Below are 25,795 nucleotides of genomic sequence, written 5' to 3' on the forward strand. Positions count from 1 at the left end.
CCCCAACTGGTTTCAGCGAGCCGTGCGCCGGCCGAACCGGCGCAGGGCCACCAGCAGGCAGACCGTGCCCAACCCAAGCACCCAGGCGATCGTCTGCAGCACCGGAACGAGGACCGGCCCGCCGCTGGACAGGCCCACCAACGCCTCGGTGGCGACCGAGAACAGGTTGGCCCGCACCACCGGCTGCACCACCGACGGGAACGCCGACACGGGCACGAAACCCGAGGAGAAGATGAACAACAGGGTCGCCGGACCGGTCAGTGACGGCGGCAGCGACTCCTCGTCACCGGGCCCCGACCCCCGCCACAGCGCGATCGCCGCCCACATCAGGCCGAACAGCGCGATCACCGCGAAGAAGCCGACGACCGCCAGCGGCCCCTCCCGGAACCGGAAACCCAGCAGCATCGCCACGCCCGTGGTGAGCGCTCCGATCAGGACGATGCGCAGCACGTCCCCGGCGACCCGGCCGGCCAGCAGCGCCCCCGGCGCCACCGGCATCGTGCGCAGCCGGTCGACCAGCCCGCCCCGCAGGTCACGCAGGAACCCGACGGCGCTCGACGGCGACCCGAACGCGGCGGTGGACAGCACCACCAGCGGGGCCAACCGCTCCAGGTAGTGCTGCCGGTCGCCGTCACCGACGATCCGGCCGAAGACCGCGTACTGGGTGAGCAGGAGCAGCACCGGAAACGCGAACGAGTAGACCAGCGCGGGCGGCGCCCGGAAGAACCGGCGAAGGTTGCGCCCGGCGAACAGCGAGGCCTGCGTGACGGTACTCATCGGCTCCTCCGAAACGAACGTGCCGCGGCCACTCCGAACAGCAGCCCCAGGACCAGCAGCCAGACGAGGGCCGGCCACACCCTCTGCTCGGCGCCCTCGGTGGACAGCGCGCGCAACGCGTCGACCTGGGCGGAGAACGGCGACACCTCCACCACCGGCTGCAGCCAGCCCGGGAACGCGTCGACCGGGACGAAGGCGGTGGAGACCGTGGTGAGCACCAGGTACGGCAGGGTCAGCGCCGAGTACACCTGCTCCGGGTCACGGGCGCCCAGCCCCAGGGCCGCGCAACCAGCCGCGAGTACCACCGCGAAGCCCACCGCCAGCAGCACGAAACCCGCCGCGCCGGCCGCGCCCGCGCTGAACCGGAACCCGACCAGCACCCCGGCGACGAGGATCACCGCCACCGCGACGGCGGCCCGGGCAGCGTCCACCACGAGCCGAGCCGCCGGCACCACGACCGCGCTCATCGGCAGCGTCCGGTAGCGGGCGATCAGGCCGCTGCGGGCGTCACCGGCGATCATGTAGCAGGCCGACATGGCGACCAGGGCGGTGGTCTGCACAACGATCGCCGGCGGGAGGAACTGCTCGTAGGCGATCCCGTAGTCGGACATCAGCCGTCGGAAGACGACCATGAAGCCGGCGAAGAACGCGAGCGGAAAGACGACGGTCAGGCCAACCGACCGGCCGGCGCGGGCCTGCCGCAGGTTACGGGCGGCCAGGACGGTGAACTGCCGCAGCGGGCTGGCCCCGGCAGCAGCCGTGGTGCTCACCGGCCGGCCCCCGCCACGCCCGGCGCCACCCTCGACCGGTCCGCGTCCGCGTCGAGGGACCCGGTCACCGAGAGGAACACCTCGTCCAGGGTGGGCCGCCGGACGGTGACGTCGTCGGCCTCCACGCCGGCCGATTCGAGCCGCCGGACCACCTCGGTCAGCGTGCCGGAACCGGCGGCGAGCCGCAGCAGGTCCTCGTCCTCGGTCAGCCCCGGGAAGGCGGCACGCAGCTGCTCGACCGCGACCGCCCGCGCCCGTGGGTCCTCCACCCGCACCTCGCAGACCGCGCCGCCGAGCTGACGCTTGAGCTCGTCCGGGGTGCCCTCGGCGACGACCCTGCCGTGGTCGATGAGCAGGACCCGCCCGGCCAACTGGTCCGCCTCCTCCAGGTACTGCGTGGTGAGCAGGACGGCGGTGCCGGCGTCGCGCAACTCCCGGACGATCTCCCACAGCGCCCGCCGGCTGCGCGGGTCCAGCCCGGTGGTCGGCTCGTCGAGGATCAGCACGGGCCGGTCGACCACCAGGCTCGCGGCCAGGTCGAGGCGGCGGCGCAGGCCACCGGAGTACGTGCGGACCGCCTTGCCCGCCACCTCGCCCAGGTCGAAGCGCTCGACGAGTTCGTCGCCCCGGGTGGCGGCGGCGCGCCGGCCCAGCCCGAGCAGCCGGCCGAACAGGACCAGGTTCTCCCGGCCGGTCAGCAGTTCGTCGAGCGCCGCGAACTGCCCGGTGACCGCGATGCTGCGGCGCACCTCGGAGCCCTGGTCGACCACGTCGAAGCCGGCGACGCCTGCGGTGCCGGCGTCCGGCCTCAGCAGCGTGGTGAGACAGTGGATGGTGGTGGTCTTCCCCGCGCCGTTGGGCCCGAGCAGACCGACCACCTCACCCGCGGCGACCTCGAAGCTCACCCCGTCGACCGCCGCCGTCGTGCCGAACGACCGGCGCAGATCGCTGACCTGGATCATCTGTTGTGACATCGCACCACCCTCATGCCAGGAATCCCGGAACCATATCAACGCTCGTCTTCGCAAAGCCAGATACAAGAATGGATAGTTCAGCCGTCGACGGGGCTGCGTCGCCCCCGGAGTCGCTGCTGGGACGACGCCGCGAACGCCCCGGTGATCCGCCCCACCACACCCGAGCGGAAACACTCCCCGGCGATTCCCACGCTCGCCTCGACGTCGGCCGCCGTGGCCGTCCCGTGACAGATCACGCACACACCGCGTACCCCGAGCAGCGCCCCGCCCGGCTCGGCCGCGAGCCCGTCACGCACCGCCCGGGTCACCCGCCGCTGCCGGTCCCGGGCCAGGACGCCGATCGGCGAGAAGGCCCGCACCGCGTCCAGCGCCAAACCGACGGTCGCGTCCAACGTGCGCTCGTACGTCTTCAGCGCCACGTCACCGGTGAAACCGTCGGTCACCGCCACGTCGACCCGGCCTCCGAGCACGTCGTACGCCTCGATCTGGCCGGTGTAACCGGGCATCGTGGCCAGCAGGAGGTGCGCGTCGCGGCGTACCGGCCCGCCCTTGACCGCCTCGTGGCCGTTGGACAGCAGGCCGATCCGCGGTCGGGCCAGCCCCAGCCGAGCCCGTGCGTACTCCGCGCCCAGCACCGCGAACTCGACCAGCCATTCGGGCACGGCCGCGGCGGTCGCGCCGATGTCCAGCAGCACGGTCGGGCCGGCGCCGGGCACCGGCAGCACCATCGCCAGGGCCGGGTTGCTCACCCCCGGCACCCGACCCATCCGGACAGCAGCGGCGAGCACCGCCGCGCCGGTGTTGCCCGCGGTCACCATGGCGTCGGCCCGACCCGCCGCCACCTCCCCAGCGGCGACCAGGAGTGAGGAGCGCCGCTTGGAGTACGTCGCGGCCACCGGATCCTCGGCCATCGCGACCACGTCGGGGGCGTCCACCAGTCGTACGCCGGGCGGCGGGACTCCACGGGGCAACAGGGGACGGACGAGCGCCGGCGGGCCGACCAGCAGCACGTCCACCGTCGCGGCCGCGGCCAGCGCGCCGGCGACGACGGGCTCCGGGCCGAGATCCGCCCCGGCGGCGTCGACCGCCACCCGCAGCCGCCGGCCCGGCCGGTCACCGTGACGTGCCACTATCGCATCCCAGCCATCCGGCACCTCACCACAAACACGTGACAGCAGATACGAGATGCATGCTAGCTCTCCGGGCCGGCCGGATCACCCCCGGAGCTCTTCGCGGCCTGGTTCAGGCGGGCTCCGAGAAGCCAGAACCGAAGGAGAGCCGGGGCTACACTCCGCGCATGGCTACGGCGGGACTGCTCCTCGCGGCGGGTGCCGGCCGCCGGTTCGGCATGCCGAAGGCCCTCCTGTCGTACCGGGGGCGGCTCCTGGTGGAGCACGCCGCGGAGATCCTCACGGCCGCCGGCTGCCGGCCGGTCGTGGTGGTGCTCGGGGCGCAGGCCGACAGGATCCGCGCCCGGACGCGGCTACCCACCGTGGTGCTCAACGACGACTGGGAGACGGGCATGGGCTCGTCTCTGCGGGCCGGGCTGTCCGCCCTGACGTCCGGCACGGCCGTGGCAACCGTGGTCACGTTGGTCGACATGCCTGGCCTGACCCCCGATGCGGTACGCCGGGTCGCCCGCGACGCCACCGCCGACTCCCTCGCGGTGGCCACCTACCAGGACGGTCGTCGCGGGCATCCGGTGCTGCTCGGCCGCCACCACTGGGCCGGCGTCGCGGCGGCGGCGATCGGGGACCGGGGCGCCCGGGACTACCTACGGGCGCAGGGTGACGCCGTGCGGCTGGTGCCGTGCTCCGACGTCGCCGACAACACCGACATCGACCTGCCCGAACAGGCCGCCGCCTACCGGCTCACCCGGGGTACGGCGGACGCCTGACGCGCGAGCCCCCGGATAGAGTGACGTGTGCTCAGCAGGGTCAACGGCTTGTCACGCCACTTCACTGAGGACAGTCTCCGCCGATATCTCCTGGAGCGTTCGGTCCGGCAGGCCGACGGCTGCCTGATCATCCGCGGGTACGGCACCCAGCGCGGCGTGTACCAGAAGGTCGCGGGCCGGGCCTGGGCACACATCGCCGCCTACGCCGCCTTCGTCGGGGGCTACGACCCCGACCTGGACGTCGACCACCTCTGCGACGCCCGGGACTGCGTGGAGCCCACTCATCTGCGGCAGGTCACTCACGCGGAGATCTGCCGTACCCGGGCGCAGCCGTCGACCTGCCGCAACGGGCACGACCGCGAGGTCGACGAATCGACGGGGCGGTACCGGCGGACGTGCCGCGCCTGCAACCGGGACAGTCAGCGCCGTTGGCGAGAGCGTCAGGCCGCCGAGGTGGCGCTGGCCCGCTCGGCGATCATCGCGAAGACGGCCAGGTCATGAGCCTCGCGCCCGTCCTGCCCGGCCCTCCGTAGTGTGCCCTCGCGCTGGTACCCGGCCTTCTCGGCCACCCGTAGGGAAGCCACGTTGTCGACCCGGCAGTGCAACTGAACCCGTCGCATCCCGCCGTCGGCGAGCGCCCACCGTCCCACCGCCCGAGCTGCCTCGCTCGCGAAACCGCGACCTCGCTGACTGGCGTGTACGCCGTAGCCGATCTCGGTGCGACCGGCCTCCCAGTCGGTGTCCCGCAACCCGGTGCTGCCGACGATCTCGCCGGTGGCCCGCTCCAGGATCACCAGGTGTACGCCCTCGCCGCCCAAGCGCCGCTGATGCACCGCATCCGCCAGCCACGCGTCCACGTCAGCGACCGCCTCGGGGAAGCCGGGTGGCAGTGCCGTTCGATCCCCCGCCGCCACAAACGCCGCCACAGCCGCGGTGTCCTGCGGCCCGAACTCGCGGATTTCCAACCGGTCGGAGGTGATCTTCACTGGAGGGAACATGGCGTGCAGGCTAAGCCTCACCCGTACGTAATGCAGGGGAATTACGCCCGTTCGGCGCCTGACGGTCTCGGCTGAGCACCACGACACGCCTCCCACATCCCGCGGGTCATCTCGTACTCGACCTCACCCAGGTCCGCCCCCGGCAGCGGGTCGTCCCAGACCGAAACCCACGTGCGCACGTACCGCATGCCGATGGCCTCCATCACACCCCGGGACCCGGCGTTGACAGCCATGGTCTGCGCGATCACCCGGCTCTGCCCGACGGTGTCGAAGGCATGTCGCAGCAGGACGCGGGAGGCCTCGCTGGCCAGGCCTTGGCGCCAGTACCGGCGAACGAGGCGGTAACCCAGGTCCGTGACGGTGGGGTCGTCAGGTTGGTCGGGGCCATGCGCCGGCGGAAGCATCATGAGCCCGACGAACTCGCCCTCGTCCTCACGTGCTGGCGACGTCGAGCCACGCGCGCCGCCAGCAGACCCGAACGCCATCCAGTAGCCCAGGCCGTCCACCACGCGCGCCAGGGCCATCCTCTGCGCATGGGACGCGAGCACCTCGTCCCTGGACCGCGCCCGGCCGCTGAGGTAGCGAAGCACCTCCGGATCGGAATCGAGCTGGATCTCCAGCTCGAGATGCCGGTCGGCGAGCGGAACCAGCAGCAGACGGTCGGTACGCAAGATCGGTTGCGGCATACGGCGACGATCGCACGACTCACGCCGGCGGGGCGATCGGATTTCGCCGCAGGTCAGAGGCGCACTCCTGCACAGTCGTGGTGCTGCACCCCAGACACCATCCTGAAGTCTTACGCACAAGAACTGTCATTATGATGCATGCGCGCTATGCCCCTTATGTGGCGATGCATTATCGCATTATCGTTACTGGTAAACCGACAATCTAGCGTCAGTCTCGGGCAACGCACCCTCGCTGGCCTGGCCGCTGCCCGTGCCCGCGGCCGCACTGGCGGTCGCAAACCTAAGATGACCCCGCCCTGATCAACAAGGCGCAGCGCATGTACGGCTCGAAGCAGTTCACGATGGCCGAGATCGCCGCTTCCTGCGGCGTCACCCCCATGACCATCTACCGCAACATCCGCACTGACACCGCGGAGCGGCCCACCACGGCGACCGCCTCTACCGCCGCACCGAGAGGCGGGCCCCGGTGAACCGGCCGGGCTGGCTGCTCGACGTCGACGGCATCCTCAACGTCTCCCGCCCCCCGGCGTGGCGCAGCGGCCCGCCCGCGGCCGCAGCTCCCGGTACGACGAACGTGATTACATGTACCGGGCCGCCGTGGACGTCATCACCATGAAGATTCGGCTACGAGACCTCACGCGGGACTCGGGGTGACACGGTCAATCGGCCAGCTCATCAACGCTGCGTACTGCCGCCGAGAGCAACGCCGGGTCGGGCGCGGCGGCGAGTACGTCGGCGACCGCGTCGGCGTATTTGATCGCGTGCGGATCGCCGATCGCCACCGCCCGGTCGGCCAGCTCCGCGATGGTGAGGTCGGGGCGAGGCTGCGGTAGCAGGCGCGGTTCGGCCGGTGCGTATACGGCAGTGACCGCAGCCGTTGCCGCCCAGGCCGCGGCGAGACTTGCCGGCCACATCGCCTCGGGAAGAACCGGCAGGACGCGCATGACCGCGTTCGGTGCGGTGACGGCGTGCACCAGCATCACTGGGTTGCCGTACCCGTAGCTGCCGTGCCGCTCGGCGGCCGCCGTCACCACAGCCGCAAGCCGCGACGCCGTGCGTAAGCAGATGACCGAACTCACCGAGCAGACCCGGCAGTTGATCAGCTGCTCGTCGCTGGTCCTGGTCGCCAGCGTGGACGCCGAGGGCAACTGCGACGTCTCCCCGCGCGGCGGCCCCGCCGGGTTCGTCGCCGTCCTGGACGCGCGGACGGTGGCGACACCGGACGCGACGGGCAACAAGCGCCTGGACAGCCTGCAGAACATCGTCGCCACCGGGCGGGCCGGGCTGCTGTTCGTCATCCCGGGGCGCACCACGACACTCAGGGTGAACGGCCGGGCCTGCGTCTCCACTCGCCCCGAGCTGCTGTCGCAGCTGACCGCCGTGGGCAAGCCACCGGCCAGTGCGCTGGTGCTGGGCATTGAGGAGGTCTACCCGCACTGCCCCAAGGCGCTGCTGCGCGGCGGGGCCTGGAAGCCGGAGCAGTGGCTGCCGGCGGACGCCCAGCCGACCTCGGCCGAGGTGACGCTGGCCCAGCTGCGGATGCCGGCGCTGACGATCGCCGACATCGAACAGGTGGACGCGGACTCGCTGAAATACCGCTACGAGTGACGGGCCGCGGACCCACCGCCGTGCGCTGAGGCCGAGGTCGGCGCAGGGCGGTGGGTCCGTCGTCGCGTCCTATTCCTCCGGCTCCCAGGCGATCAGCTGGTCGAAGACGCGCCGGTCGCCGTCGAGCCGCAGCGAGTCCATCGGAATGCGGCCGTAGCAGAACATGACCAGCTCATTGGCCGTGCCCCGGGCGGAGACATAGGCCGCCTCCGGGCCCTCGCCGGCGACCGGCGTGGGGAGGCGGGCGGTCCGGGCGCCGTCGGCGGAGAACCAGAGCCGCCAGGAACGGCCCTCGGTGGCGTGGTAGTCGATGACCGCGGGCTTGTGCGGCCACGCGGCCGTCGTCGCGACGCAGGTGGTCAGGAACTCGTCGACACCGTCGAGGGCCACCTCGTCCGGCAGCGGCTGCGGGGCGCCCACGGCGACCTGGGCGTCGTAGGTGTGCACGGCGACCTGCTGGAGCTGGTGCCGGGCGACGGCACCAGTCGTCTGCGGTGACTGCGACGGACCCCACCACGTCCAGCAACCACGATCCGGGCCGGCCTCCCGCAGCGCGTCCAGCAGCTCCCCCGTCGACGCGGCGAACCAGGCCAGCAGGGCCTCGCGCTCCCGGGGCGCCGCCGGGGCGGACATCGCCGGCGGAGCGTCGGCGGGCCCCGCGGCCACGATGGCGGCCCACTTGCGGCGCCCCTCGCCCAGGTGCTGCACCAGGTCGAACAACGTCCACTCGGGGCAGGTCGGCACCCGCACGTCGAGGCTGGGTGCCGCGGCGACCGCCGCCCGGAAAGCGGTCGATCGTTCGTCCATCAGCCGCAACAGGTCAGCGAACTCCAGAGTCTTTTCCACCGCGGCTTTGTACCACCCCCTCCGACAACCGACAGCGGATTTCCCCACCCCCGGCGGCGGGGCCACGCGGAAAATCCGTTGCTCGGCGGGCCACGGGTTGACCATGCTGACGCGCATGGATCAGTGACCAGTGGCGCACGTGCGCGATGAAGACGGGTTCGAGTCACCTCCTCGTCTCCGTCCGCCGTGCCACTCGAAGCCCGCACCGCGTGACCGGTGCGGGCTTCCTTCACGCGACGTGATCTGCGACGTCGCGCCAGCCGGCGTGCTCCCCGCCGAGACGCCGGCTGCCCGCCACTGGATCCGGGAGGCACCCCCCGGCACGCCATCGCGCTGCCGGGCGCCTCCTGCCTAGACCTTGGAATCGCTGAAGCCATGAATAGTTCCCGCCATATCCGTGTGCCGGCCCACGGTCGCGGACCCGGCATCGACCGCAAAGCGCTGTGGGTGGTCAGCGAGCTCGGACTGCCCGCCATCGTCAAAACCTGCGTGTCATGCAGGTCCACGCGGCACCGTCCCACCGGCAAGATCCGGGTCAACGCGAACCACAAGCTGCTCGACGTGTGGCTGCTGATCTGCTGCGACCTGTGCGGCCGCACATCGAAAATCCCCGTCCACGAGCGCATCAACGTGCGGGCGCTGGACAACGAGCGGCTACTGATGTTCGAGAACAACGATCCGGCCATGGTGCGACAGCTGACCATGGACGCGACGCTCGCCCACAAGGCCGCCTACCAGCTTGACTGGACCGGCACCTGGCAGCTGGACACCGACATACCGTTCTACGACCTCCAGCGCGAGGATGCTGCGCCACTCGAGGTCATCATCAGGTTCGAGCTCCCGGCACCCATCCGGGTCGAGAAGCTGCTCACCGCCGGGTTCGGCCTGAGCCGTCCCGCCGTGCGAGGCATGGTCGACTCCGGGCGCATCCGCCTGCCCCTGCCCATCGACGCCAAGGCCCGCGAGGACTTCACCTTCCTGGTCGTCACCGCCCCACCGCTGTCACCTGAGCGGGCATAGGGTGCCACCCCACGGCGCGATGACCTGCGCCGTGGGGCGGCCCGTACCTTCCGGCCCGCCGGCCGTCGCGGTCGGCGGGCCGGCCCAGCGTGCGGCGGCTCACTTGAATGTGCCGGCCTTCGCCCGCACGGACATGCCTGCGTGCGAATCCCGTGCTTTCAAAGACCTCCGCTTGGCTGTCCGCGACATCTCGCCTGAGCGACTACTCCCGCCTCGCGAGCAACGCATCCACCCTCGGGGCCGGACAGCACCTCCGCTCGCGGCCCGCGACGCGGACACCGAACCCGCGCCTTATCGCCCCGTTACACACCGCTGCCACGCACTCAGACGGGCGCCCCCTTAAGGCCGGGCGCGGATCGCCTGCGTCATGGCATCAGCCGACACCGGCATCCGGGTCGCGCAGGGACCTGAGCTGCTGTGCGCTTGACGGGGCGGGGAAGGTGTAACGCCCCAGCACGTTGATGTGCGCGTACCCGAGCGGTGACAAGCGGGCGGCGTCCTCGTCGCGGACCTGGTAGCCCTGGGCGCGGAGCGCGGTGACGGCCAGGTCGATGTAGCGGGTGTTGAAGAGCACGACCGCGTTGAGGACGAGTCCGAGCGCGCCGAGCTGGTCTTCCTGTCTGGCGCGGTAGGGCTGCATGATGTCGCCGCGGTGTCCGTACAGGATCTTGCGGGCCAGGGAGTGTCGGGACTCGCCGATGTTCAGTTGCCGGGTCACGGTACGCCGGTAGGTTTCGTCGACCGGGTCGACCATGGCCAGCAGGTGCAGGGTCTTGGCGATCCGCCCGTACTCGGCCAGGGCTGCCTGGGGTCTTGACGTCAGCTCAGGTCAGTAACGACCGGTTGGAGGGCAACGACATCTGGTCCACGCGCCCCGGTCAGGGCCGGAGCCAGCGATCAAACCAGGCGCGGGTCCGGCGCAGGACGTCGAGTTGGTGGTTGCGTTCCCGGATCGAGTGGCCCTCTCTCGGGTAGATCACGAACTCGTGCTCGACGTCGAAGTGGCGCAGCGCCCGGTGGAGGTACACGGCCTGTCCGAGGGGAACGTTGGTGTCCTCGGCGCCGTGCATGATGAGCACTGGAGTACGGATGTGGCTGGCGAAGGAGATCGGGCTGACCGCGTCATGCGGGTGTGGGCCGACGCCGGACCAGCCAGTGCTGCCACCGAGCGCGGCTTCGAACTGGCCGTTCTCCCCGGTCGCGGCGAGCATGCCCCAGTCGATGATGCCGGCGCCGACCAGCGCGGCGCGGAAGCGGTCGGTCTGGCCGATGGCGCAGGCGGACATGAAGCCGCCGTGGCTCCAGCCAGCGATGCCCAGCCGGTCGGGGTCGGCGACGCCCTCGTCGATCAGCAGGTCGATGCCGGTCAGGATGTCGGTCCACTCCTGCTGCCCGACCCGGCCGGCGACGCTGGCGGCGAACCGGTGGCCATGGCCCTGGCCGCCGCGCGGGTTGGGCAGCAGGACCGCGTAGCCGGCGGCGGCCAGCCACTGCGCGCTGGGAAACCAGAACAACTGGCAACGATCGGCGTAGCGATCGTACGGGCCTCCGTGCACGATCGTGACCAGCGGGAACGGGCCATCCGATGCGGTTTTTCCAACCGGCAGTACGAGCAAGCCGTCCAGGTCGAGGCCGTCGGCGGCGCGGTAGGCCAGCGGTTGTTGCGTGCCGAGCGCGGTGCCGTCCAGTTCCGGGCGGGTGTTGGTGAGTCTTCGCAGCGGGCCGGTTGGCGGTCCGATGTGAACGTTCGGGGGCTGATAGCGGGTACCGGTAAGTACCGCGATCTCTTCGCCAGCAGGGGTGGTGGTGAGGTTGTCGAGGCGTCCAGGGTGATGCGACAGGGTCGTGAGGTCTTTGGGGTCGAGCCGGGCCAGGGTGGTGTTCAGGCCGTCGGCGAACACAACCAGCGGGGCGGCATCGGTCTGGCAGAGGGTGGTGGGGCACATCGAGAGACCAGCGGTGCGGTTGCGCGGGACGCGGCTGTCCACGGCCAGGTCGAACACGGCAGTGCCGGCCTGCAGAACCGGTGGGGTGAGCGCGATGTAACCGAGGTGCCAACCGTCCTCGCCCGGCCACCAGGCCAGGGATCGTGCGTCTACCCCGACCGGTCCGAGGTTCTCCGCAGTCCCGTTCGTGGGGTCGAACAGGTGCAGTTGGCCGGTGCGCGGGCCGTAGTCGTTGTCGGCGCTGGCCCCGGTCAGCACGGCAAGTGGGCCGCCGTCGGGACGTTGCCGCAGTTCCACGACGTGCCGGTCACCGAGCACATCCGGGGTGGTGACCCGCCCGGTGCGCAGGTCGAGCAGGCGCAACCGGGCACGCGGTTCGCGCTCGCCGACGACAATGGCGTCCTCCCGGTCCCGGGCGCGGCGCGCGTCCTGCTCGGTGGGTTCGTCCTCGGCGAGCAGAGCGACCAGGTCGGGGTCGGCGAGCGGCAGGTGGTCGATGACCCCGGCGCGCCAGGTGGTCAACGTGGTCATCGTGCCGGTGGCGAGCGTGAGCCCGTGCAGCTGCGGGGTACCACGGTCGGCGCGGTCGGACAGAAAGAACAGCGTCTCCGAGTCGGCCGACCAGCGTGGCCGGGACTCGGTTGCGGTGTCGGCGGTCGCCCGACGCGACGCGACGGCGCCATCGGTGTCGACGAGCCAGAGTTCGGTGTCGAGGTGGTCATCGGTCCGGCTGACGGGAGCGAGGACGTAGCAGAGCAGGCGCCCGTTCGGGGCAAGCGCCGGGGTCTGTGGGTCACGACCATCGACCACGAGTTCGGCGGTCAGACCTGTCATGCGATCAGTCTGTCAGCATCAACCGGATCGGTGCACGGGCGAGGCGATCCACGAGAAGCGACGTTGACCCTCGACGAGGTTGAGCCTCGACCATCTGCGGCATGGACGACCACGACGACCAACCCGCGCCCGACCCGACCATGACCCGCATCGTCAACGCCGTACAGCTCGGTCGATCAGGACAGCAGGCGCTGGCCCGCGACACCCTCACCGCGCTCTGGGACGAGATCGGCGCCGACGGCGACGCCTTCCACCGCTGCACTCTCGCGCATTATCTGGCCGACCTTCAGGGGAGCACCGAAGCTGAACTCAGCTGGGACGAGCGAGCACTGGCCGCCGTCGCCGACCTCACCGACGAGCGCGCCCAGCAGTACCACCACTCGATGCAGGTCCAGGGATTCCTTCCGTCGCTGCACCTCAACCTCGCCGACGACCACCGGCGCCTGGGCAACACCGCCCTGGCCCGGGAGCATCTGGCACTGGCCGAGCGCTTCGTCGGGCGGTTGCCGGACGACCCGTACGGCGAGATGATCCGCGCCGGCATCCGCAACGCCACCGAAGCCTTGGAGTCGGTGCGGGAGTAGCGGGAGCGGCCGCCGCATGGCCGAAGGACTGTCCGACCAGGCCCTCGGCCATGCGGCTCACCTACGTGAGAGAGCTACCTGTTGGGCTGACGCCCGCTGGCATGGTGCCGACAGGTGTTACTTCTTGTCCGTGTCGGGGTTCGTGCGGATGGACTCCTGATAGACGTCCGCGTAGGTGCGCGAGTCCTTGATCAGGTCGTCGCAGAAGGTGGCGACGTCGGTGCCGGTGAGTTCCAGAACCCCCTTGCCGGCCGCGGCGCCCTCCTCGAAGAAGTCGACGATCCCGGAGAGCAGGAGCCCGTCAGCCAGGTCGACCGGTCCGACCTTGAACAGGTACTTCTGCATCTCCTTGTAGACGATCTGGTAATCCGGCGGGAGTGTCTTGACCCGAGCCACGTGCGCCCGCCACTGCTTCTTGCCCTCGATGATGTCCTGGACTCCCACGTCAGCCTCCTAGCCGGGCCAGTTTCCTTGCGACGGTCCTGTTCAACTGCTCGCGCCACCGGTCGCGATAGGTCCGGGCTCCCTCTCCGCCGACCAACGCCGTGCAGAAGCCGGGGATGTCGTCGCCGAGCACGTCGTGGATGCTCTGCCCGTCCGCCGATGCTTCTTCGAGCAGCCCCAGGGCGGCGTCGAGGATCGGCATCAGGTTGCGACCCGTGAAGCCCCCGTAGGGGAAGAGGTTGCCCTTGATCTGTTCCCACGCCGCCTGGTAGTCGGCCGGCAATGCCTCCGCCCGGGCTTCGAACACCTTCCATTCCCTGGTGAGATCGCTGCCCGTGATGGTCTCCCAGAAGCTCATCTCGCCCCCTCCCTGAGCTTGTCGATGCGTGATGAGACGTACTGCCATTTCGCCCAGAACCGTGCGAGTTCCTCGCGCCCGGCGTCGTTGAGCGTGTAGAACTTGCGCGGAGGTCCCACCTCGGATGGTCGTTTCGTCACCTGGACAAGTCCGTTCCGCTCCAGTCGCAGCAGGATGGTGTACACCGTCCCCTCGATGACGTCGACGAAGCCGAGCTCGTTCAACCGACGCGTGACGGCGTACCCGTAGGTCTCCTCGCCGCCGATGATTTCGAGCACGCAGCCCTCCAGCGTGCCCTTCAACATCTCCGTCAGATCCTCCATGGCGGCTCCTCTTCGGTCCCCCTGGTACCTCGTAGCACTGAGTACCGCTATAACGTACCACCGACTACCGGTATTCGGTAGTACCAAGTAGCGCCTCGAATCTCGGCCCATCGCCGAAAACCACAGTTTGTAGGTAACCTTCTTGACTGGCGGTCATGGCGTAGCTAAGTTTCAGTCACCCGGACTGAGAGGCGTCTATGCAGACCCGACTCGTTACCGCGACCGCCTGGGTGGCCACACTGGCGGCCACCCTCGCCCCCATCCCCGCCCAGGCAGCCACCTCGGCCCACCCCCCGTCGGCCGAGCACGGCTGGGTCACATCGACGCTGCGGCACATGAGCCTGGAACAGAAGGTGGGCCAGCTTTTCTCCACCTACGTCTACGGTGGTGACGCCACCGAACCGACGGCCGCCGACCGGGCCGCGAACCTCGCCGCGTTCGGCGTGGAGACGCCGGCCGAGGTGATCCAGCGGTACCACCTCGGCGGCGTCTGCTACTTCTCCTGGTCGCACAACCTGGACAGTCCCCGCCAGATCGCCACCCTCTCCAACGGACTCCAGCGGGCCGCCCTCAGCGACGGCGCGAAGGGCCGGGTGCCCCTGCTCGTCTCCACCGACCAGGAGCAGGGCACCGTCCTGCGGATGCCCTCCCCCGCCGCCCAGTTCCCGGGGGCGATGGCCCTGGGCGCGGCACGCTCACCCGGGCTCGCCCGGACGGCGGCGGACGTCACCGGGCGAGAGCTGCGTGCCGTCGGCATCCGCCAGCCGTACGCGCCGATCGCCGACGTCAACGTCAACGCGGGCAACCCGGTGATCGGCGTCCGGTCCTTCGGCGCCGACCCCCGCCTGGTGGCCGACCTCACCGCCGCCCAGGTCACCGGCTTCCAGCACGACGCCCGGGTGACCGCCGTGGCGAAGCACTTCCCCGGGCACGGCGACACGGCCACCGACAGCCACACCGGCCTCCCGGTGATCAACCACAGCCGCGCCGAGTGGGACCGCGTCGACGCGCCACCGTTCCGGCGGGCGATCAGCGCCGGCGTCGAATCGATCATGACCGCGCACATCGTGGTTCCCGCGCTCGACCCCTCCGGCGACCCGGCGACGTTGTCGCCGACGATCCTCACCGGCGTGCTGCGCGGTGAACTCGGCTTCCGGGGCGTCATCGTCACCGACGCGCTCAACATGGCCGGCGTGCGGGCAAAGTACGGCGACGAGCGGGTGCCCGTACTGGCCCTCAAGGCCGGCGCCGACCAGCTCCTGATGCCACCGGACCTCGCGCTGGCCCGGGACGCGGTGCTGCGCGCCGTCGCCACCGGCGAGCTCACCGAGCGGCGGATCGACGAGTCGGTCCGGCGCATCCTCGGCATGAAGTACCGCCAGGGACTGGCCCGCTCGCCGCTGGTCGACGTCGAGCGGGCGGTACGGACGGTCGGCGCACCGGAGCACCTCGCCGCCGTCACCCGGGTCACCGACCCGACGCTCACCGCCGTCCGCAACGACGCCAGCCTGCTGCCACTGCCCCGCGCCGACCGGTCGGTCCTGGTCACCGGCTGGGACAGCGCCGCCTTCGCCCCGGTCGCGACGGTCGCCGCCGGCTTCACGGCCCGTGGCGCCCGAGCCACCGCCCGACCGGCGACGCTGCCCTCGGACGCGGTGATCGCCGCGACGGCCGCCCAGGCCGCCGAGCACGACCTCACCGTCGTGCTGGTGAACAAGGCGTGGGACACCACGGTCACCGACCCGCGCGCCACCCAGCAGCGCCTCGTCGCGGCGCTGGTCGGCACCGGCAAACCGGTGGTCGTCGTGGCGGTCCGCGATCCCTACGACATCGCGTACCTGCCGGGCGTGACCACCTACCTGGCGACCTACTCGTACACCCGGGCGGCGATGGACGCGCTCGTCCGCGCGCTGCACGGCGAGCTGTCCCCGAGCGGGCGGCTGCCCGTCACGATCCCCACGGCCGAGGGCGCGGGCTCCGTGCTCTATCCCTACGGCCACGGCCTGAGCTGGTAGGAGGCAACCAATGCAGCGGAGGAATTTCCTGGTCGGCACGGGCGCACTGGGCGCGGGAGCGCTCGGCGTCGGCGCGGCCGTGACGCCCGCGGCCGCCAGCCCCGGTGGCCGGCGGGTCCGCACCGGCCTGGACGAGCTGGTGTCCTCCAGGTTCGCCGAGCTCGCCGGCCAGCGGGTGGGGGTCGTCTCCAACCCGACCGGTGTCGACTCGGCCTACCGGCACCTCGTCGACCTGATGCACGGCTCCGGTCGAGTGCAGCTGGTCGCGGCGTTCGGCCCCGAGCACGGCTTCCGCGGCTCCGCGCAGGCCGGCGGCAGCGAGGGCACCGGCGTCGACGCGCGCACCGGAATCCCGGTCTACGACGCGTACGGCGCCTCGCAGGCCCGGTGGGAAGCCATGTTCACCGAGGCGGGGGTGGACACGGTCGTCTTCGACATCCAGGACGTCGGGGTCCGCTTCTACACCTACATCTGGACGATGTACACCTCGATGGTCGCCGCGGCCCGGGTCGGCAGACGCTACGTCGTACTGGACCGACCCAACCCGATCGGCGGGCGGGCCTACGGGCCGCTGATGACCTCGCCGTACACCTCGGGGGTGGGTCTGAAGGAGATCATCCAGCAGCACGGGATGACCGTCGGCGAGCTCGCCCGGTACTTCAACGCCACCTTCCTACCGGCCGAGGCGGGGCGACCGGTCGACCTGCACGTGGTGCGGTGCCGGCACTGGAAGCGCGACGACCTCGCCGCCGACACGGGCGTGCCGTGGGTGATGCCCAGCCCGAACATGCCCACCCCGGACACCGCGCTCGTCTACCCGGGCACCGGCCTGTTCGAGGGCGTCGCGTCGATCACTGAGGGGCGCGGCACGTGCCGCCCGTTCGAGCTGATCGGCGGGCTGGCGACCGACTTCGACCACCACTGGGGTGACCGGCTCAACGCCCGGAACCTGCCCGGAGTCGAGTTCCGCGAGGCGTACTTCTCGCCGACCTCCGCCGGGCAGAAGCCGGCGCTGCTCAACAAGCTCTGCGCCGGCGTGGAGGTCAAGGTCGTCGACCCGGCGGCGTACGACCCGATCCGCACCGGGGTGGCGATGCTGGTGGAGGCGCACAAGTACCCGGCGTTCGCCTGGCGGCAGGACTCGTGGGACACCGCACGCCCGTACTGGATCGACAAGCTCACCGGCTCGCCCCGGCTGCGGACCCAGATCGACGCCGGAGCCGACGTGGACGACGTCGTCGGCGCCTGGGCCGACGAGCTGGCCACCTTCAACCGGCAACGCCGGCCCTACCTGCTCTACTGAGGAGTGCGGTCATGACCAGGTCGACCCGTCGTCCGCTCCGCTCACTCGCGATCGGCCTGGCCCTGGCGGTCGTGGGCACGACGCTGCCAGCCAGCCCGGTGGCAGCGTCGCCCCCGGCCGGTCCGCCGACCGTCACCCCCGCCGACATCCAGTTCCGGCACGACACGCTGCGCCGTGGCGACGCCCGCCAGGTCGGCCTGCTCCCGGAGCACGTGGACCGCCTCCCCGCCGACCTGGCCGCGTATCTCCAGCCGACGCCGGACCATCCCGGCTACCCGGCGTACGCCGGCGCGGTGGTCCTGGCCGCCAAGGACGGCGTGATCGTTCAGCACGCCGCCGTCGGCAGCGCGGTGCGCTACTCCGCCGTCGGGCCACCGCCCGGCCTGGTCGGCGTGGAACTCCCCGCCGACCAGCAGATCGCGACCCGGCCGGACACCATCTTCGACCTGGCGTCGGTGTCGAAGCTGTTCACCACGATCGTCGCCATGCAGCAGGTGGAGCGGCGTCGGGTGGAGCTGGACGCGCCGGTCGCCCGGTACGTCCCGGAGTTCGCCGCTGGCGGCAAGGCGACGGTCACCGTCCGGATGCTGCTCACCCACACGTCGGGTCTGCCCGCGTTCGTGCCACTGTGGAGCAGGTACCCGACGCCGGCCGAGCGGTTCGCCGCCGCCCTCGCCACGCCACTGGCGGCCGGTGCCACACCCGGCTCCCAGTACGTCTACTCCGACCTCGGGCTGATCGCGCTGGGCGTGCTGCTGGAACGGGTCACCGGCCGGCCGCTGGCCGACCTGGTCCGCGACGGCGTGACCGGGCCGCTGGGCATGACCGACACCGGCTACAACCCCGGCCCGGAGCGGCGGTCGCGGATCGCCGCGACCGAATACCAGCCGTACGCCGGGCGCGGCATGGTCTGGGGCGAGGTGCACGACGAGAACGCCTGGTCGCTCGGTGGGGTGGCCGGGCACGCGGGGGTCTTCTCCACCGCCGCCGACCTGGCCGTGCTCTGCCAGTCACTGCTCAACGGCGGCGAGTACCGCGGCCGGCGGATCCTGCGCTCGGAGACGGTGCGCGCGATGCTGGTCAACTACAACGCGCCGCTGGAGTCGGCCTACCCGGAGAGCGACCGCGGCCTCGGCTTCGAGCTGAACAAGCACTGGTACATGATGGGGCTCTCCTCGCCGGTGGCCTTCGGGCACACGGGCTTCACCGGGACGTCGATCGTCATCGACCCGCTGTCGCACTCGTTCGTCGTCATGCTCAGCAACCGGGTGCACCCTGACCGTGGCTGGGGCAGCAACAACGTGGCCCGACGCGCCGTGGCGCGGGACCTCGCCGAAGCGATGCCGGTGCGGCCGCGCTCGGCCAGCGCCTGGCGAGCCGATCCACGTGACTCCGCGACGAGCACGCTCACGGCGCCGCTGCGCCGGCCCGCGCGGGGCGCCACGGCGAGTTTTCTGCTCTGGTACGACACCGAACCCCGCTACGACAGCGCACGATTCGAGGTCTCCACCGACGGTGGGCAGACCTGGGCGCCGGCGACCATGCAGCTGCGCGAGGCCGGCCGGCGGTGGAGCGCCGACGGCACGGTCACCGGCTACGGAGGCCGGGTGTGGTGGCAGGTCTCCGTGGAGCTGCCCGACCAGGCCACGCACCTGAGGTGGAGCAGCAGCACCGACGGCTCGGGCCAGGGGCGTGGCGTCTACGTCGACCGGATCGCCGCGACGGACCGGTACGGCGTGCTCTTCCGCGGCGAGGGCGCCGATGCCTCCCGGCTCGTCACCGACGGATGGTCACCCGCACGCACCTGAGCCGCTCGCCCGGGGCCGGACGCACTGGCGGCGGCCGGCCCCGAAGCGAACGGACGGCCTCGCGTCGAATCGCGTTGCGGAGGCCGGCGGGCACTGCGAGGGTCGACGGATGCCAGCAATGGATGGCGCCGACGTGCGCGACGCGGGCGAGGAGATGACCCGGGTCCTGGACCCGCACCGGGACCACGACTGGGCGGTGCCCGCCGGCACGTTGCGCTGGAGCTGCTGGACCACCGCCGCGCACGTCGCGCACGACCTGCTCGCATACGCCGGTCAGGTCACCGGCCGACCGGACGACGCCTACCTGCCGTACGACCTGCGGGTCTCCCCCACCGCGACGCCGGCGCAGGTCCTCACGGTGGTCCGGGCGTGCGCCGGGCTGCTCGCCGCCGCGGTCGACACGGCGCCGCCGGAGACCCGGGCCTGGCACTTCGGCCCGTGCGACCCGGCCGGCTTCGCCGCGATGGGGGTGGCGGAGACCCTGCTGCACACCCACGACATCACCCTCGGCCTCGGCGTGCCGTGGCAGCCGCCGCACCGGCTGAGCGCACGGGTGCTGCGACGACTGTTCCCGGACGCCCCGCCCGGCGCGGCGCCCGAGGTGCTGCTGTGGCTGACCGGGCGCGGTGAGCTGCCCGGCCGGGCACGGCGCACCTCGTGGACCTGGCGCGCCGCGCTGGACTGACCGGCCCTCAGCCGATCGAGGGGGCGGTGAGCGCGTGCCGGTGGCCGTCGCGCGGGAACGGCGGGTACGCGGGCAGCACCTCCTGGAAGACGTACCCGCTCTTCTCCGCCACCCGACAGGAGGCCGGGTTGTCCACCTGGTGCAGCAGGTCGAGGCGCTCCAGCCCGGTGAACTGCGCGAACGCCCAGCGGCTGAGCGCGGTGACCGCGCGCGGGGCGACGCCCCGACCGCGCGCCCACGCCGCCGTCCAGTACCCGACCTCGGCCGCCGGGCGCCCGGGCGCGACCCGCTTGAGCACCACGCACGCCACGAGCAGTGGACCGTCCGCGGCGTCCTCCAGCACGGCGAAGGTGAACCGCCGGCCGTCGTCCCAGTCCTGCCGTACCTTCTCCAGCCACTGACGCCCCTCGTCCGGGGTGGTCAACGGGTGTTGCGTCCACCGGTGCAGCACCGGATCCCGGTACGCCTCCAGCAGCGCTTCCAGGTCGTCGTCACGCCAGGGCCGCAGGACCAGGCCCGGTGCCGACGGGGTGGCCACCGCTCGCAGCTCGATCGACATGGGCACATTCTGCCTGCACGCCTATGTCCCGCCGGGGGTGACCAGGCCCGCCTCGTAGGCCACGACCACCGCCTGCGCCCGGTCGCGCAGCGACAGCTTGGCGAAGATGCGGGCGACGTGCGTTTTCACCGTCGCCTCGCTCAGGGTCAGGACCCGCGCCAGCTCGGTGTTGGACAGGCCCCGGCCGAGCAGGGTGAGCACCTCACGTTCGCGGGGCGTCAGCGCGTCGAGTTCGCGGCGGCGTCCCGGCTCTTCGGTCGGGCGCCGCTCGGCGGCGGCGAAACGCTCCACGAGCCGCCGCGTGATAGATGGGGCGAGCAGCGCGTCGCCGGTGTCGACGAGCCGGACAGCGTTGGCGAGATGCTCGGCCGTGACGTCCTTGAGCAGGAAGCCGCTCGCGCCGAGGGAGAGTGCCGTGTACACGTACCGGTCGAGGTCGAACGTCGTCAGCATGAGCACCCGGCAATGCGGGCTCCGCGCCAGGATGTGGCGGGTGGCCTCCAACCCGTCCATGACCGGCATCCGGATGTCCATGAGCACGACGTCGGGCCGCAGCCGGCGTTCGGCGGCCACCGCCTCGGCGCCGTCGGACGCCTCGCCGACCACGTCGATGCCACGCGCGGTCAGGATCAGCCGGAAGCCGGTGCGGATCAGCTCCTGGTCGTCGGCGATGAGGACACGGGGCGCGGCGGTGGTCTCGGGTGCTGTCACGGCTGGTCCAGCGGGATGCGCGCGCGGACCCGGTAGCCGCCGCCGAGGCGCCGGCGCGCGTCGAGGTCGCCACCGTAGACCGCGACCCGCTCCCGGAGCCCGAGCAGGCCGCGCCCGGCGCCGTCACCGCCACGCCGCTCCCGTGGCACGGTGCCGGCCAGGACGCTCGGACCGACGTTGAGCACCTCGACCCGCAGGGAACGGTCGGCGTACCGGATCGTCACCTCGGCCCTGCCGCCGTCACCGTGCTTGAGCGCGTTGGTGAGCGCCTCCTGCACGATCCGGTACGCGGTCACGTCGATGCCCGGCAACAGGGGACGCGGCTCGCCGGAGATCCGCACCTCCACCGGCAGCCCGGCGAACGCGATCCGATCGACGAGCACGCCGAGCCGGCTGAGGCTCGGTTGTGGCTCCAGCCGCGTGCCACCGCCCACCCGACCGTCCGGACCGTCGGCGCCTTCCCGACCGTCGGCCGACGGCGCGAGCAGGCCGAGCAGGTGTCGCAGCTCGGTCATCGCACCCCGCCCGGCGCCCTCGACCGCTTCGAGGGCCGCGGCTGCCTCTCCCGGCATGGTCGTGAGGATCTCGCGCGCCGCGGCCGTCTGCACCACCATGATGCTGACGTTGTGGCTGACGATGTCGTGCAGCTCGCGAGCGATCCGGGCGCGTTCGACGTCGACGGCGGCGCGGGCGACCCCCTCCCGGTCCCGTTCCAGGAGCCAGCCCTGACGCTCGACAGCGCGCCGGTGCAGCCGCCGCGCGCGAACCAACGCGAACCACAGCCATCCCGCGCCCGCGCAGACCAGCACGAGGGCGACAGCCAGCCACGTCGTCCCGGATGTGCGCACCCCGTTACCCTCGCAGACCACCGTGGCGTGCCGCATCATCCTCCATGTCCAGCGCCGTACATCCCGCGGATGACGACCCCGGCGGGTTGCATCCCGGGAGGGATGCCCGGCCGGTGCCGCCGACCGTAGCTTCCTGTCATGACGAAAGACGCGACCGTCGTACAGCTCGACGGAGTCCGCAAGGAGTACGGCGACACCACCGCCCTCGACGGCGTGTCGCTGTCGGTCCGGGCCGGTGAGGCGGTCGCCGTGATGGGCCCGTCCGGCTGCGGGAAGTCGACGCTGCTCAACATGATCGCCGGGCTGGACCGGCCCACCACCGGCACGGTCGTCGTCCAGGGCGAGGACCTGGGAAGCAAGAACGAGACGGGCTTGGCGCTGTTCCGCCGGCACCGGATCGGCATGATTTTTCAGTTCTTCAACCTGCTCGACGACCTGCCGGCGCTGGACAACGTCGCCCTCGCCGCCCAACTGACCGGCAGCAAGGCGGGACCGGCGCGCGAGCGGGCCCTGGAACTGCTCGACGAGTTGGGCATCGCCGACCGGCGCAACGTGTACCCGGCAGCGCTGAGCGGCGGCGAGCGGCAGCGGGTCGCGGTCGCCCGGGCCCTGATGAACCGGCCGGCGCTCCTGCTGGCCGACGAGCCGACCGGCGCGCTGGACAGTCGGGCCGGCGAGCAGGTGATGGACCTGCTGCTGGACCTCAACCAGATCGGGCAGACGCTGCTGATCGTCACGCACGACGAGCGGCTCGCCACCCGGTGCGCGAGCCGCGTGGTGGAACTCGCCGACGGTCGGATCGCCCGCGAGCGCACCCTGGAGAAGGCATGAGCGCGGTGTGGCGGGCGTCCCGCGCGGCGGTACGCCGCCGCCGGCTGCAGACGTTCGTGATCGGCCTCGTCGTGCTGCTCTCCACCGCGTCCATCGTGGTCGCCCTGGCGCTGCTGGACGCCTCGTCGGCGCCGTTCGACCGGGCGTTCGCGGAGCGCCGGGGCGCGCACGTCGTCGCGACGTACGACGCGGCGGCTGTCACCCACGCGCAGCTCGCCGAGCACCGGCCGGACGTCACGGCGGTCGCCGGCCCGTTCCGGCAGGCCACCGTCGACACGTCCCGCGACGGGAACGTACCTCGCCTGCAGGGCCGCCCCCTCACCGTCGTCGGACGCGCCGACCCGGGCGGTCCGGTCGACACCGTGGACGTCTGGCACGGGCGCTGGGCCACCGGGCCGGGTGAGATCGTGCTGAACGAGGCGCCGCCGGCCGCCGGCTACCGGGCACAGTTCCGGCCCGAGGACGAACGGGTCACCCTGGCCGACGGCACGACGTTCACCGTGGTTGGCCGGGCCTACAGCATCAGCCGGACCGCCGACGCCTGGGTGGCGCCGGACCGGATCGCCGCGCTGCGCCCGACGACGACCCAGATGTTGTACCGCTTCGCCGACGCCCGCACCACGACCGAGGTCGACGGCCACGTCGCCGCGCTGCGGGCCGGGCTGCCGCCGGACGCGCTGATCGCCGCCCAGTCGCACCTCGTGGTCAAGGAGGCCATCGCCGCCGGGCCTGGCGCGTACGTGCCGTTCCTCGTCGCCTTCGGCGTCCTGGGGCTGATCGTGGCGGTCCTCATCGTCGGCAACGTCGTCAGCGGTGCGGTGGTCTCCGGCTACCGGCACATCGGCGTTCTCAAGGCGATGGGGTTCACGCCACGGCAGGTCGTGGCGGTGTACCTCGCGATGGTGTCCGTGCCGGCCGTCGTCGGCTGCGTCCTCGGCACGGTGCTGGGCGATCTGGGTGCCCGCCCGCTGCTGCGGTCCGCGTTCCTGGGGCTGGGTTTCGGCGCCGAGGTCGGCGTCGCGCCGTGGATCGACGTCGCCGCGCTGGTGGGAGCACCGGCGGTCGTCCTGCTGGCCGCGCTCGTGCCGGCGCTGCGCGCGTACCGGCTGTCGGCGGCGGAGGCGATCAGCGCGGGCAGCGCACCGCGGCCCGGCCGCGCGCTGCGGGTGCAGCGGGCGCTCGGCGGCACCCGGCTGCCCCGCGCCGTCAGCCTCGGCCTCGGCCTGCCGTTCGCGCGCCCGGCCCGGACGGCGCTGACGATGGCGGCGGTCGTGCTCGGTGTGGTCACCGTGACGTTCGCGACAGGCATGTCGGAGACGGCGCGCCGCTACTCCGATCTCACCGATCTGAACGACACCCCCATCGCGGTACGGCCGTTGCGCCCGGACGGGGATCAGCCGGTGACGCAGCGGTCGGTGCCGGACGTGGAGCAGCTGCTGCGCTCGGTGCCGGGCACGACGCGGGTGGCCGGCGGACTGGACCTGGAGGTGTCGATCGTCGGGGACCGTGAGCCGGCCACCGTCTACTTCGTCCGGGGCGATGTGCCGGCCATGGGCTTCCAGGACCAGATCGTCGCCGGGCGCTGGCTGCGCGGCCCGGACGAGATCGTCGCGCCCTCGACCGTCCTGCACGACCACGGCCTGTCCGTCGGTGATCGGGCCACCATCCGATTCGGCGCCAGGCAGCGGTCCGTGACCGTCGTCGGTGAGATCATGTCCACCGCGCCCGGCTGGCCGAGGCTGGTCGCCGGCTGGGACACGTTCGAGCGCCTCGCGCCGGACTACCGGATCCTCCCGCACGAGATGTACTACGCGCTGGCCGTGGCGCCGGGCACCGACACCGGGCAGTACCTCGCCGCGATCCGCACCGCCGATCCCGGGCTCGACGCGTGGGACAACAGCGGCTCGAACTCGTACACCACGGCAGTCGTGGCGCTGTCCACGGTGCTCACGCTGCTGCTCGGGCTCGTCGCGGCGCTCGGCGTCTTCAACACCGTGGTGCTCAACACCCGTGACCGCCGTCGGGACCTGGGCATGCTCAAGTCGATCGGGATGACGCCCCGGCAGGTGGTCGTGATGATGGTGACGTCGATGGCGGCGCTGGGGGTGGTCGGCGGGCTGCTCGGCGTACCGCTGGGAGTGCTCGCCCACCGCGTCGTGGTGCCCGTCACGGCGGATGCGGCGAACCTGAGCCTCGCGAAGGCGATGCTTCAGGTGTGGCAGCCCGGCGGCCTCGTGTTGCTGGCCGTCGCCGGTCTCGCGATCACCGTCCTCGGCGCGCTCCTGCCGGCCCGGTCGGCGGCGCGGCTGACGATCGCGGAGGTGCTGCACAACGAGTGACCGGGGCCGGTCAGCTCACCGCCGCCGCCGGGCGGATCAGGTCGCCTGGCGGCGGCGCCACGGCAGCCACGCCCACCAGGACCGGCGTACCGGTGCGACGGCGGGCGCCGGCCCGCCGGTGGGCGCCAGCGAGTCGGTGGACGTCCGGGATCCGGCGGAGGCGCGCTCCGCGCGCCAGCGGCGGACAACCTCGTCGGCGTTCACCGGCCGCACCACCACCCGGGGGCCCTCGGGGTTACGCAGCCAGGTCACGATCTGGGCGTTCAGCTGACCCACGAAGTCCCGCACGGACTGTTCGGTGGGCAGGTCGCGGACCTCGGCGGGAACCTGCTCGATGCGCCGGCGCAGTTGCAGCGGAGTGGGCAGCAGCAGGTCGCTGGGGAGCGCCTCGCGCTCCAGGAAGCTCTTGATCCACCACGATTCGTCGTAGGGCGCGCAGCGGCCGGGGATCGGCTTGCCCATGCCGGGCAGGTTGTCGAACTCGCCGCGTTGTGCGGCGCTCCGGATCTGCGACTCCACGGCCGCTTCCCACGCTTCGGTCACCCTGCGGCACCTCCCTGGCCACCGTAACGCGCCGCCTCCGGCCGGCGGTGCGCACCGCAACGGGTCAGCGCGCCCGGGCCGGCTGCCA

Annotated in this window: 28 protein-coding genes and 1 pseudogene; 12 read left to right on the forward strand and 17 right to left on the reverse strand. The window is 71.9% G+C overall.

What is annotated here, in order from left to right; translation table 11 throughout:
- Positions 1-12 precede the first annotated feature (12 nt).
- The 4 genes from ACWD5O_RS11700 to ACWD5O_RS11715 all read right to left on the reverse strand — a co-directional run bounded on the left by ACWD5O_RS11700 (position 13) and on the right by ACWD5O_RS11715 (position 3,651).
- Entirely contained in the window at positions 13-777 is a 765-nt protein-coding gene (locus ACWD5O_RS11700; RefSeq protein WP_450085254.1) for an ABC transporter permease, read from the reverse strand.
- Positions 774-1,547, reverse strand: coding sequence for an ABC transporter permease (locus ACWD5O_RS11705; protein WP_450085255.1), 774 nt, complete (start codon positions 1,545-1,547; stop codon positions 774-776). Before ACWD5O_RS11705 ends, ACWD5O_RS11700 begins: the two co-directional genes overlap by 4 nt.
- The gene (locus ACWD5O_RS11710) at positions 1,544-2,521 is read right to left on the reverse strand and encodes an ATP-binding cassette domain-containing protein (protein WP_450085256.1); all 978 of its coding nucleotides are present in this window, start codon (positions 2,519-2,521) and stop codon (positions 1,544-1,546) included. Before ACWD5O_RS11710 ends, ACWD5O_RS11705 begins: the two co-directional genes overlap by 4 nt.
- Positions 2,522-2,598: 77 nt before the next feature.
- Positions 2,599-3,651, reverse strand: coding sequence for a phosphate acyltransferase (locus ACWD5O_RS11715; RefSeq protein WP_450085257.1), 1,053 nt, complete (start codon positions 3,649-3,651; stop codon positions 2,599-2,601).
- A 167-nt stretch (positions 3,652-3,818) separates the two neighbouring features.
- Here ACWD5O_RS11715 and ACWD5O_RS11720 point away from each other — a divergent pair, with 167 nt between their 5' ends.
- Positions 3,819-4,418: a nucleotidyltransferase family protein gene (locus ACWD5O_RS11720; RefSeq protein WP_450085258.1), complete on the forward strand. Its 600-nt coding sequence runs from the start codon at positions 3,819-3,821 to the stop codon at positions 4,416-4,418.
- A 48-nt stretch (positions 4,419-4,466) separates the two neighbouring features.
- The gene (locus ACWD5O_RS11725; RefSeq protein ID WP_354965257.1) at positions 4,467-4,919 is read left to right on the forward strand and encodes an HNH endonuclease; all 453 of its coding nucleotides are present in this window, start codon (positions 4,467-4,469) and stop codon (positions 4,917-4,919) included.
- Here the strand turns inward: ACWD5O_RS11725 and ACWD5O_RS11730 are convergent.
- Together ACWD5O_RS11730 and ACWD5O_RS11735 are read right to left on the reverse strand one after the other, a co-directional pair.
- The gene (locus ACWD5O_RS11730; protein WP_450085259.1) at positions 4,859-5,416 is read right to left on the reverse strand and encodes a GNAT family N-acetyltransferase; all 558 of its coding nucleotides are present in this window, start codon (positions 5,414-5,416) and stop codon (positions 4,859-4,861) included. The two genes, ACWD5O_RS11725 and ACWD5O_RS11730, sit on opposite strands and share 61 nt — an antisense overlap.
- 41 nt (positions 5,417-5,457) lie before the next feature.
- Positions 5,458-6,102: a GNAT family N-acetyltransferase gene (locus tag ACWD5O_RS11735; RefSeq protein WP_354965259.1), complete on the reverse strand. Its 645-nt coding sequence runs from the start codon at positions 6,100-6,102 to the stop codon at positions 5,458-5,460.
- Between the two features lie 317 nt (positions 6,103-6,419).
- Between ACWD5O_RS11735 and ACWD5O_RS11740 the strand changes: the two genes are divergently transcribed.
- Positions 6,420-6,572, forward strand: coding sequence for a hypothetical protein (locus ACWD5O_RS11740; RefSeq protein WP_450085260.1), 153 nt, complete (start codon positions 6,420-6,422; stop codon positions 6,570-6,572).
- A gap of 189 nt (positions 6,573-6,761) precedes the next feature.
- On the opposite strand, the gene ACWD5O_RS11745 is transcribed toward ACWD5O_RS11740, so the two are convergent.
- A complete protein-coding gene (locus ACWD5O_RS11745) occupies positions 6,762-7,181 on the reverse strand; it encodes a hypothetical protein (protein WP_354965260.1) in 420 nt (139 codons plus the stop codon).
- On the opposite strand from ACWD5O_RS11745, the gene ACWD5O_RS11750 reads away from it, so the two are divergent.
- Positions 7,168-7,710, forward strand: a complete 543-nt coding sequence (locus ACWD5O_RS11750) for an MSMEG_1061 family FMN-dependent PPOX-type flavoprotein (RefSeq protein ID WP_450085261.1) — start codon at positions 7,168-7,170, stop codon at positions 7,708-7,710. The two genes, ACWD5O_RS11745 and ACWD5O_RS11750, sit on opposite strands and share 14 nt — an antisense overlap.
- A gap of 69 nt (positions 7,711-7,779) precedes the next feature.
- On the opposite strand, the gene ACWD5O_RS11755 is transcribed toward ACWD5O_RS11750, so the two are convergent.
- Complete coding sequence (locus ACWD5O_RS11755; protein ID WP_354965262.1) at positions 7,780-8,556, reverse strand: maleylpyruvate isomerase family mycothiol-dependent enzyme; 777 nt, start codon at positions 8,554-8,556, stop codon at positions 7,780-7,782.
- Between the two features lie 216 nt (positions 8,557-8,772).
- On the opposite strand from ACWD5O_RS11755, the gene ACWD5O_RS11760 reads away from it, so the two are divergent.
- The gene (locus ACWD5O_RS11760; RefSeq protein ID WP_450085262.1) at positions 8,773-9,576 is read left to right on the forward strand and encodes a DUF1062 domain-containing protein; all 804 of its coding nucleotides are present in this window, start codon (positions 8,773-8,775) and stop codon (positions 9,574-9,576) included.
- A 373-nt stretch (positions 9,577-9,949) separates the two neighbouring features.
- Here the strand turns inward: ACWD5O_RS11760 and ACWD5O_RS11765 are convergent.
- Positions 9,950-10,381: pseudogene (locus tag ACWD5O_RS11765) on the reverse strand (Tn3 family transposase); the annotation flags it as partial.
- A gap of 73 nt (positions 10,382-10,454) precedes the next feature.
- Positions 10,455-12,356 (reverse strand): S9 family peptidase, encoded by a 1,902-nt coding sequence (locus tag ACWD5O_RS11770; RefSeq protein WP_354965264.1) that lies wholly within the window; start codon positions 12,354-12,356, stop codon positions 10,455-10,457.
- Positions 12,357-12,457: 101 nt separating this feature from the next.
- Between ACWD5O_RS11770 and ACWD5O_RS11775 the strand changes: the two genes are divergently transcribed.
- Positions 12,458-12,940 carry a hypothetical protein gene (locus ACWD5O_RS11775; RefSeq protein ID WP_354965265.1) on the forward strand — a complete coding sequence of 161 codons (483 nt, stop codon included), beginning with the start codon at positions 12,458-12,460 and terminating at the stop codon, positions 12,938-12,940.
- 117 nt (positions 12,941-13,057) lie between these two features.
- Here ACWD5O_RS11775 and ACWD5O_RS11780 read toward each other — a convergent pair whose 3' ends face one another.
- The 3 genes from ACWD5O_RS11780 to ACWD5O_RS11790 are packed head-to-tail and all read right to left on the reverse strand — an operon-like array spanning position 13,058 to position 14,065.
- On the reverse strand, positions 13,058-13,384 hold the full coding sequence (locus tag ACWD5O_RS11780; protein WP_354965266.1) for a DUF1048 domain-containing protein: 327 nt from the start codon (positions 13,382-13,384) through the stop codon (positions 13,058-13,060).
- Position 13,385: 1 nt separating this feature from the next.
- Positions 13,386-13,742, reverse strand: coding sequence for a DUF1048 domain-containing protein (locus ACWD5O_RS11785; protein ID WP_450085263.1), 357 nt, complete (start codon positions 13,740-13,742; stop codon positions 13,386-13,388).
- A complete protein-coding gene (locus tag ACWD5O_RS11790) occupies positions 13,739-14,065 on the reverse strand; it encodes a PadR family transcriptional regulator (protein WP_354965268.1) in 327 nt (108 codons plus the stop codon). Before ACWD5O_RS11790 ends, ACWD5O_RS11785 begins: the two co-directional genes overlap by 4 nt.
- A gap of 197 nt (positions 14,066-14,262) precedes the next feature.
- Here ACWD5O_RS11790 and ACWD5O_RS11795 point away from each other — a divergent pair, with 197 nt between their 5' ends.
- From ACWD5O_RS11795 to ACWD5O_RS11810, 4 genes are all read left to right on the forward strand, one after another.
- Positions 14,263-16,080 (forward strand): glycoside hydrolase family 3 protein, encoded by a 1,818-nt coding sequence (locus ACWD5O_RS11795; RefSeq protein ID WP_354965269.1) that lies wholly within the window; start codon positions 14,263-14,265, stop codon positions 16,078-16,080.
- Positions 16,081-16,090: 10 nt separating this feature from the next.
- Positions 16,091-17,383 (forward strand): exo-beta-N-acetylmuramidase NamZ family protein, encoded by a 1,293-nt coding sequence (locus ACWD5O_RS11800; protein ID WP_387322641.1) that lies wholly within the window; start codon positions 16,091-16,093, stop codon positions 17,381-17,383.
- 11 nt (positions 17,384-17,394) lie between these two features.
- A complete protein-coding gene (locus ACWD5O_RS11805) occupies positions 17,395-19,191 on the forward strand; it encodes a serine hydrolase (RefSeq protein WP_354965271.1) in 1,797 nt (598 codons plus the stop codon).
- Between the two features lie 118 nt (positions 19,192-19,309).
- On the forward strand, positions 19,310-19,876 hold the full coding sequence (locus ACWD5O_RS11810; RefSeq protein WP_387322827.1) for a maleylpyruvate isomerase N-terminal domain-containing protein: 567 nt from the start codon (positions 19,310-19,312) through the stop codon (positions 19,874-19,876).
- Between the two features lie 7 nt (positions 19,877-19,883).
- Here the strand turns inward: ACWD5O_RS11810 and ACWD5O_RS11815 are convergent, their stop codons facing one another.
- From ACWD5O_RS11815 to ACWD5O_RS11825, 3 genes are read right to left on the reverse strand one after another with little or no spacing between them, the layout of a single operon-like run.
- Complete coding sequence (locus ACWD5O_RS11815; RefSeq protein WP_387322643.1) at positions 19,884-20,435, reverse strand: GNAT family N-acetyltransferase; 552 nt, start codon at positions 20,433-20,435, stop codon at positions 19,884-19,886.
- Positions 20,436-20,456: 21 nt separating this feature from the next.
- Positions 20,457-21,146, reverse strand: coding sequence for a response regulator (locus ACWD5O_RS11820; protein ID WP_387322645.1), 690 nt, complete (start codon positions 21,144-21,146; stop codon positions 20,457-20,459).
- Positions 21,143-22,030, reverse strand: a complete 888-nt coding sequence (locus tag ACWD5O_RS11825) for a sensor histidine kinase (protein WP_450085264.1) — start codon at positions 22,028-22,030, stop codon at positions 21,143-21,145. Before ACWD5O_RS11825 ends, ACWD5O_RS11820 begins: the two co-directional genes overlap by 4 nt.
- Positions 22,031-22,132: 102 nt before the next feature.
- On the opposite strand from ACWD5O_RS11825, the gene ACWD5O_RS11830 reads away from it, so the two are divergent.
- Entirely contained in the window at positions 22,133-22,825 is a 693-nt protein-coding gene (locus tag ACWD5O_RS11830) for an ABC transporter ATP-binding protein (RefSeq protein WP_387322649.1), read from the forward strand.
- Positions 22,822-25,164, forward strand: coding sequence for an ABC transporter permease (locus ACWD5O_RS11835; RefSeq protein ID WP_450085265.1), 2,343 nt, complete (start codon positions 22,822-22,824; stop codon positions 25,162-25,164). Before ACWD5O_RS11830 ends, ACWD5O_RS11835 begins: the two co-directional genes overlap by 4 nt.
- 36 nt (positions 25,165-25,200) lie before the next feature.
- On the opposite strand, the gene ACWD5O_RS11840 is transcribed toward ACWD5O_RS11835, so the two are convergent.
- Positions 25,201-25,707: a DnaJ family domain-containing protein gene (locus tag ACWD5O_RS11840; RefSeq protein ID WP_450085266.1), complete on the reverse strand. Its 507-nt coding sequence runs from the start codon at positions 25,705-25,707 to the stop codon at positions 25,201-25,203.
- Positions 25,708-25,795 lie beyond the last annotated feature (88 nt).

It is taken from the genome of Micromonospora sp. NPDC005161 (assembly GCF_053599855.1).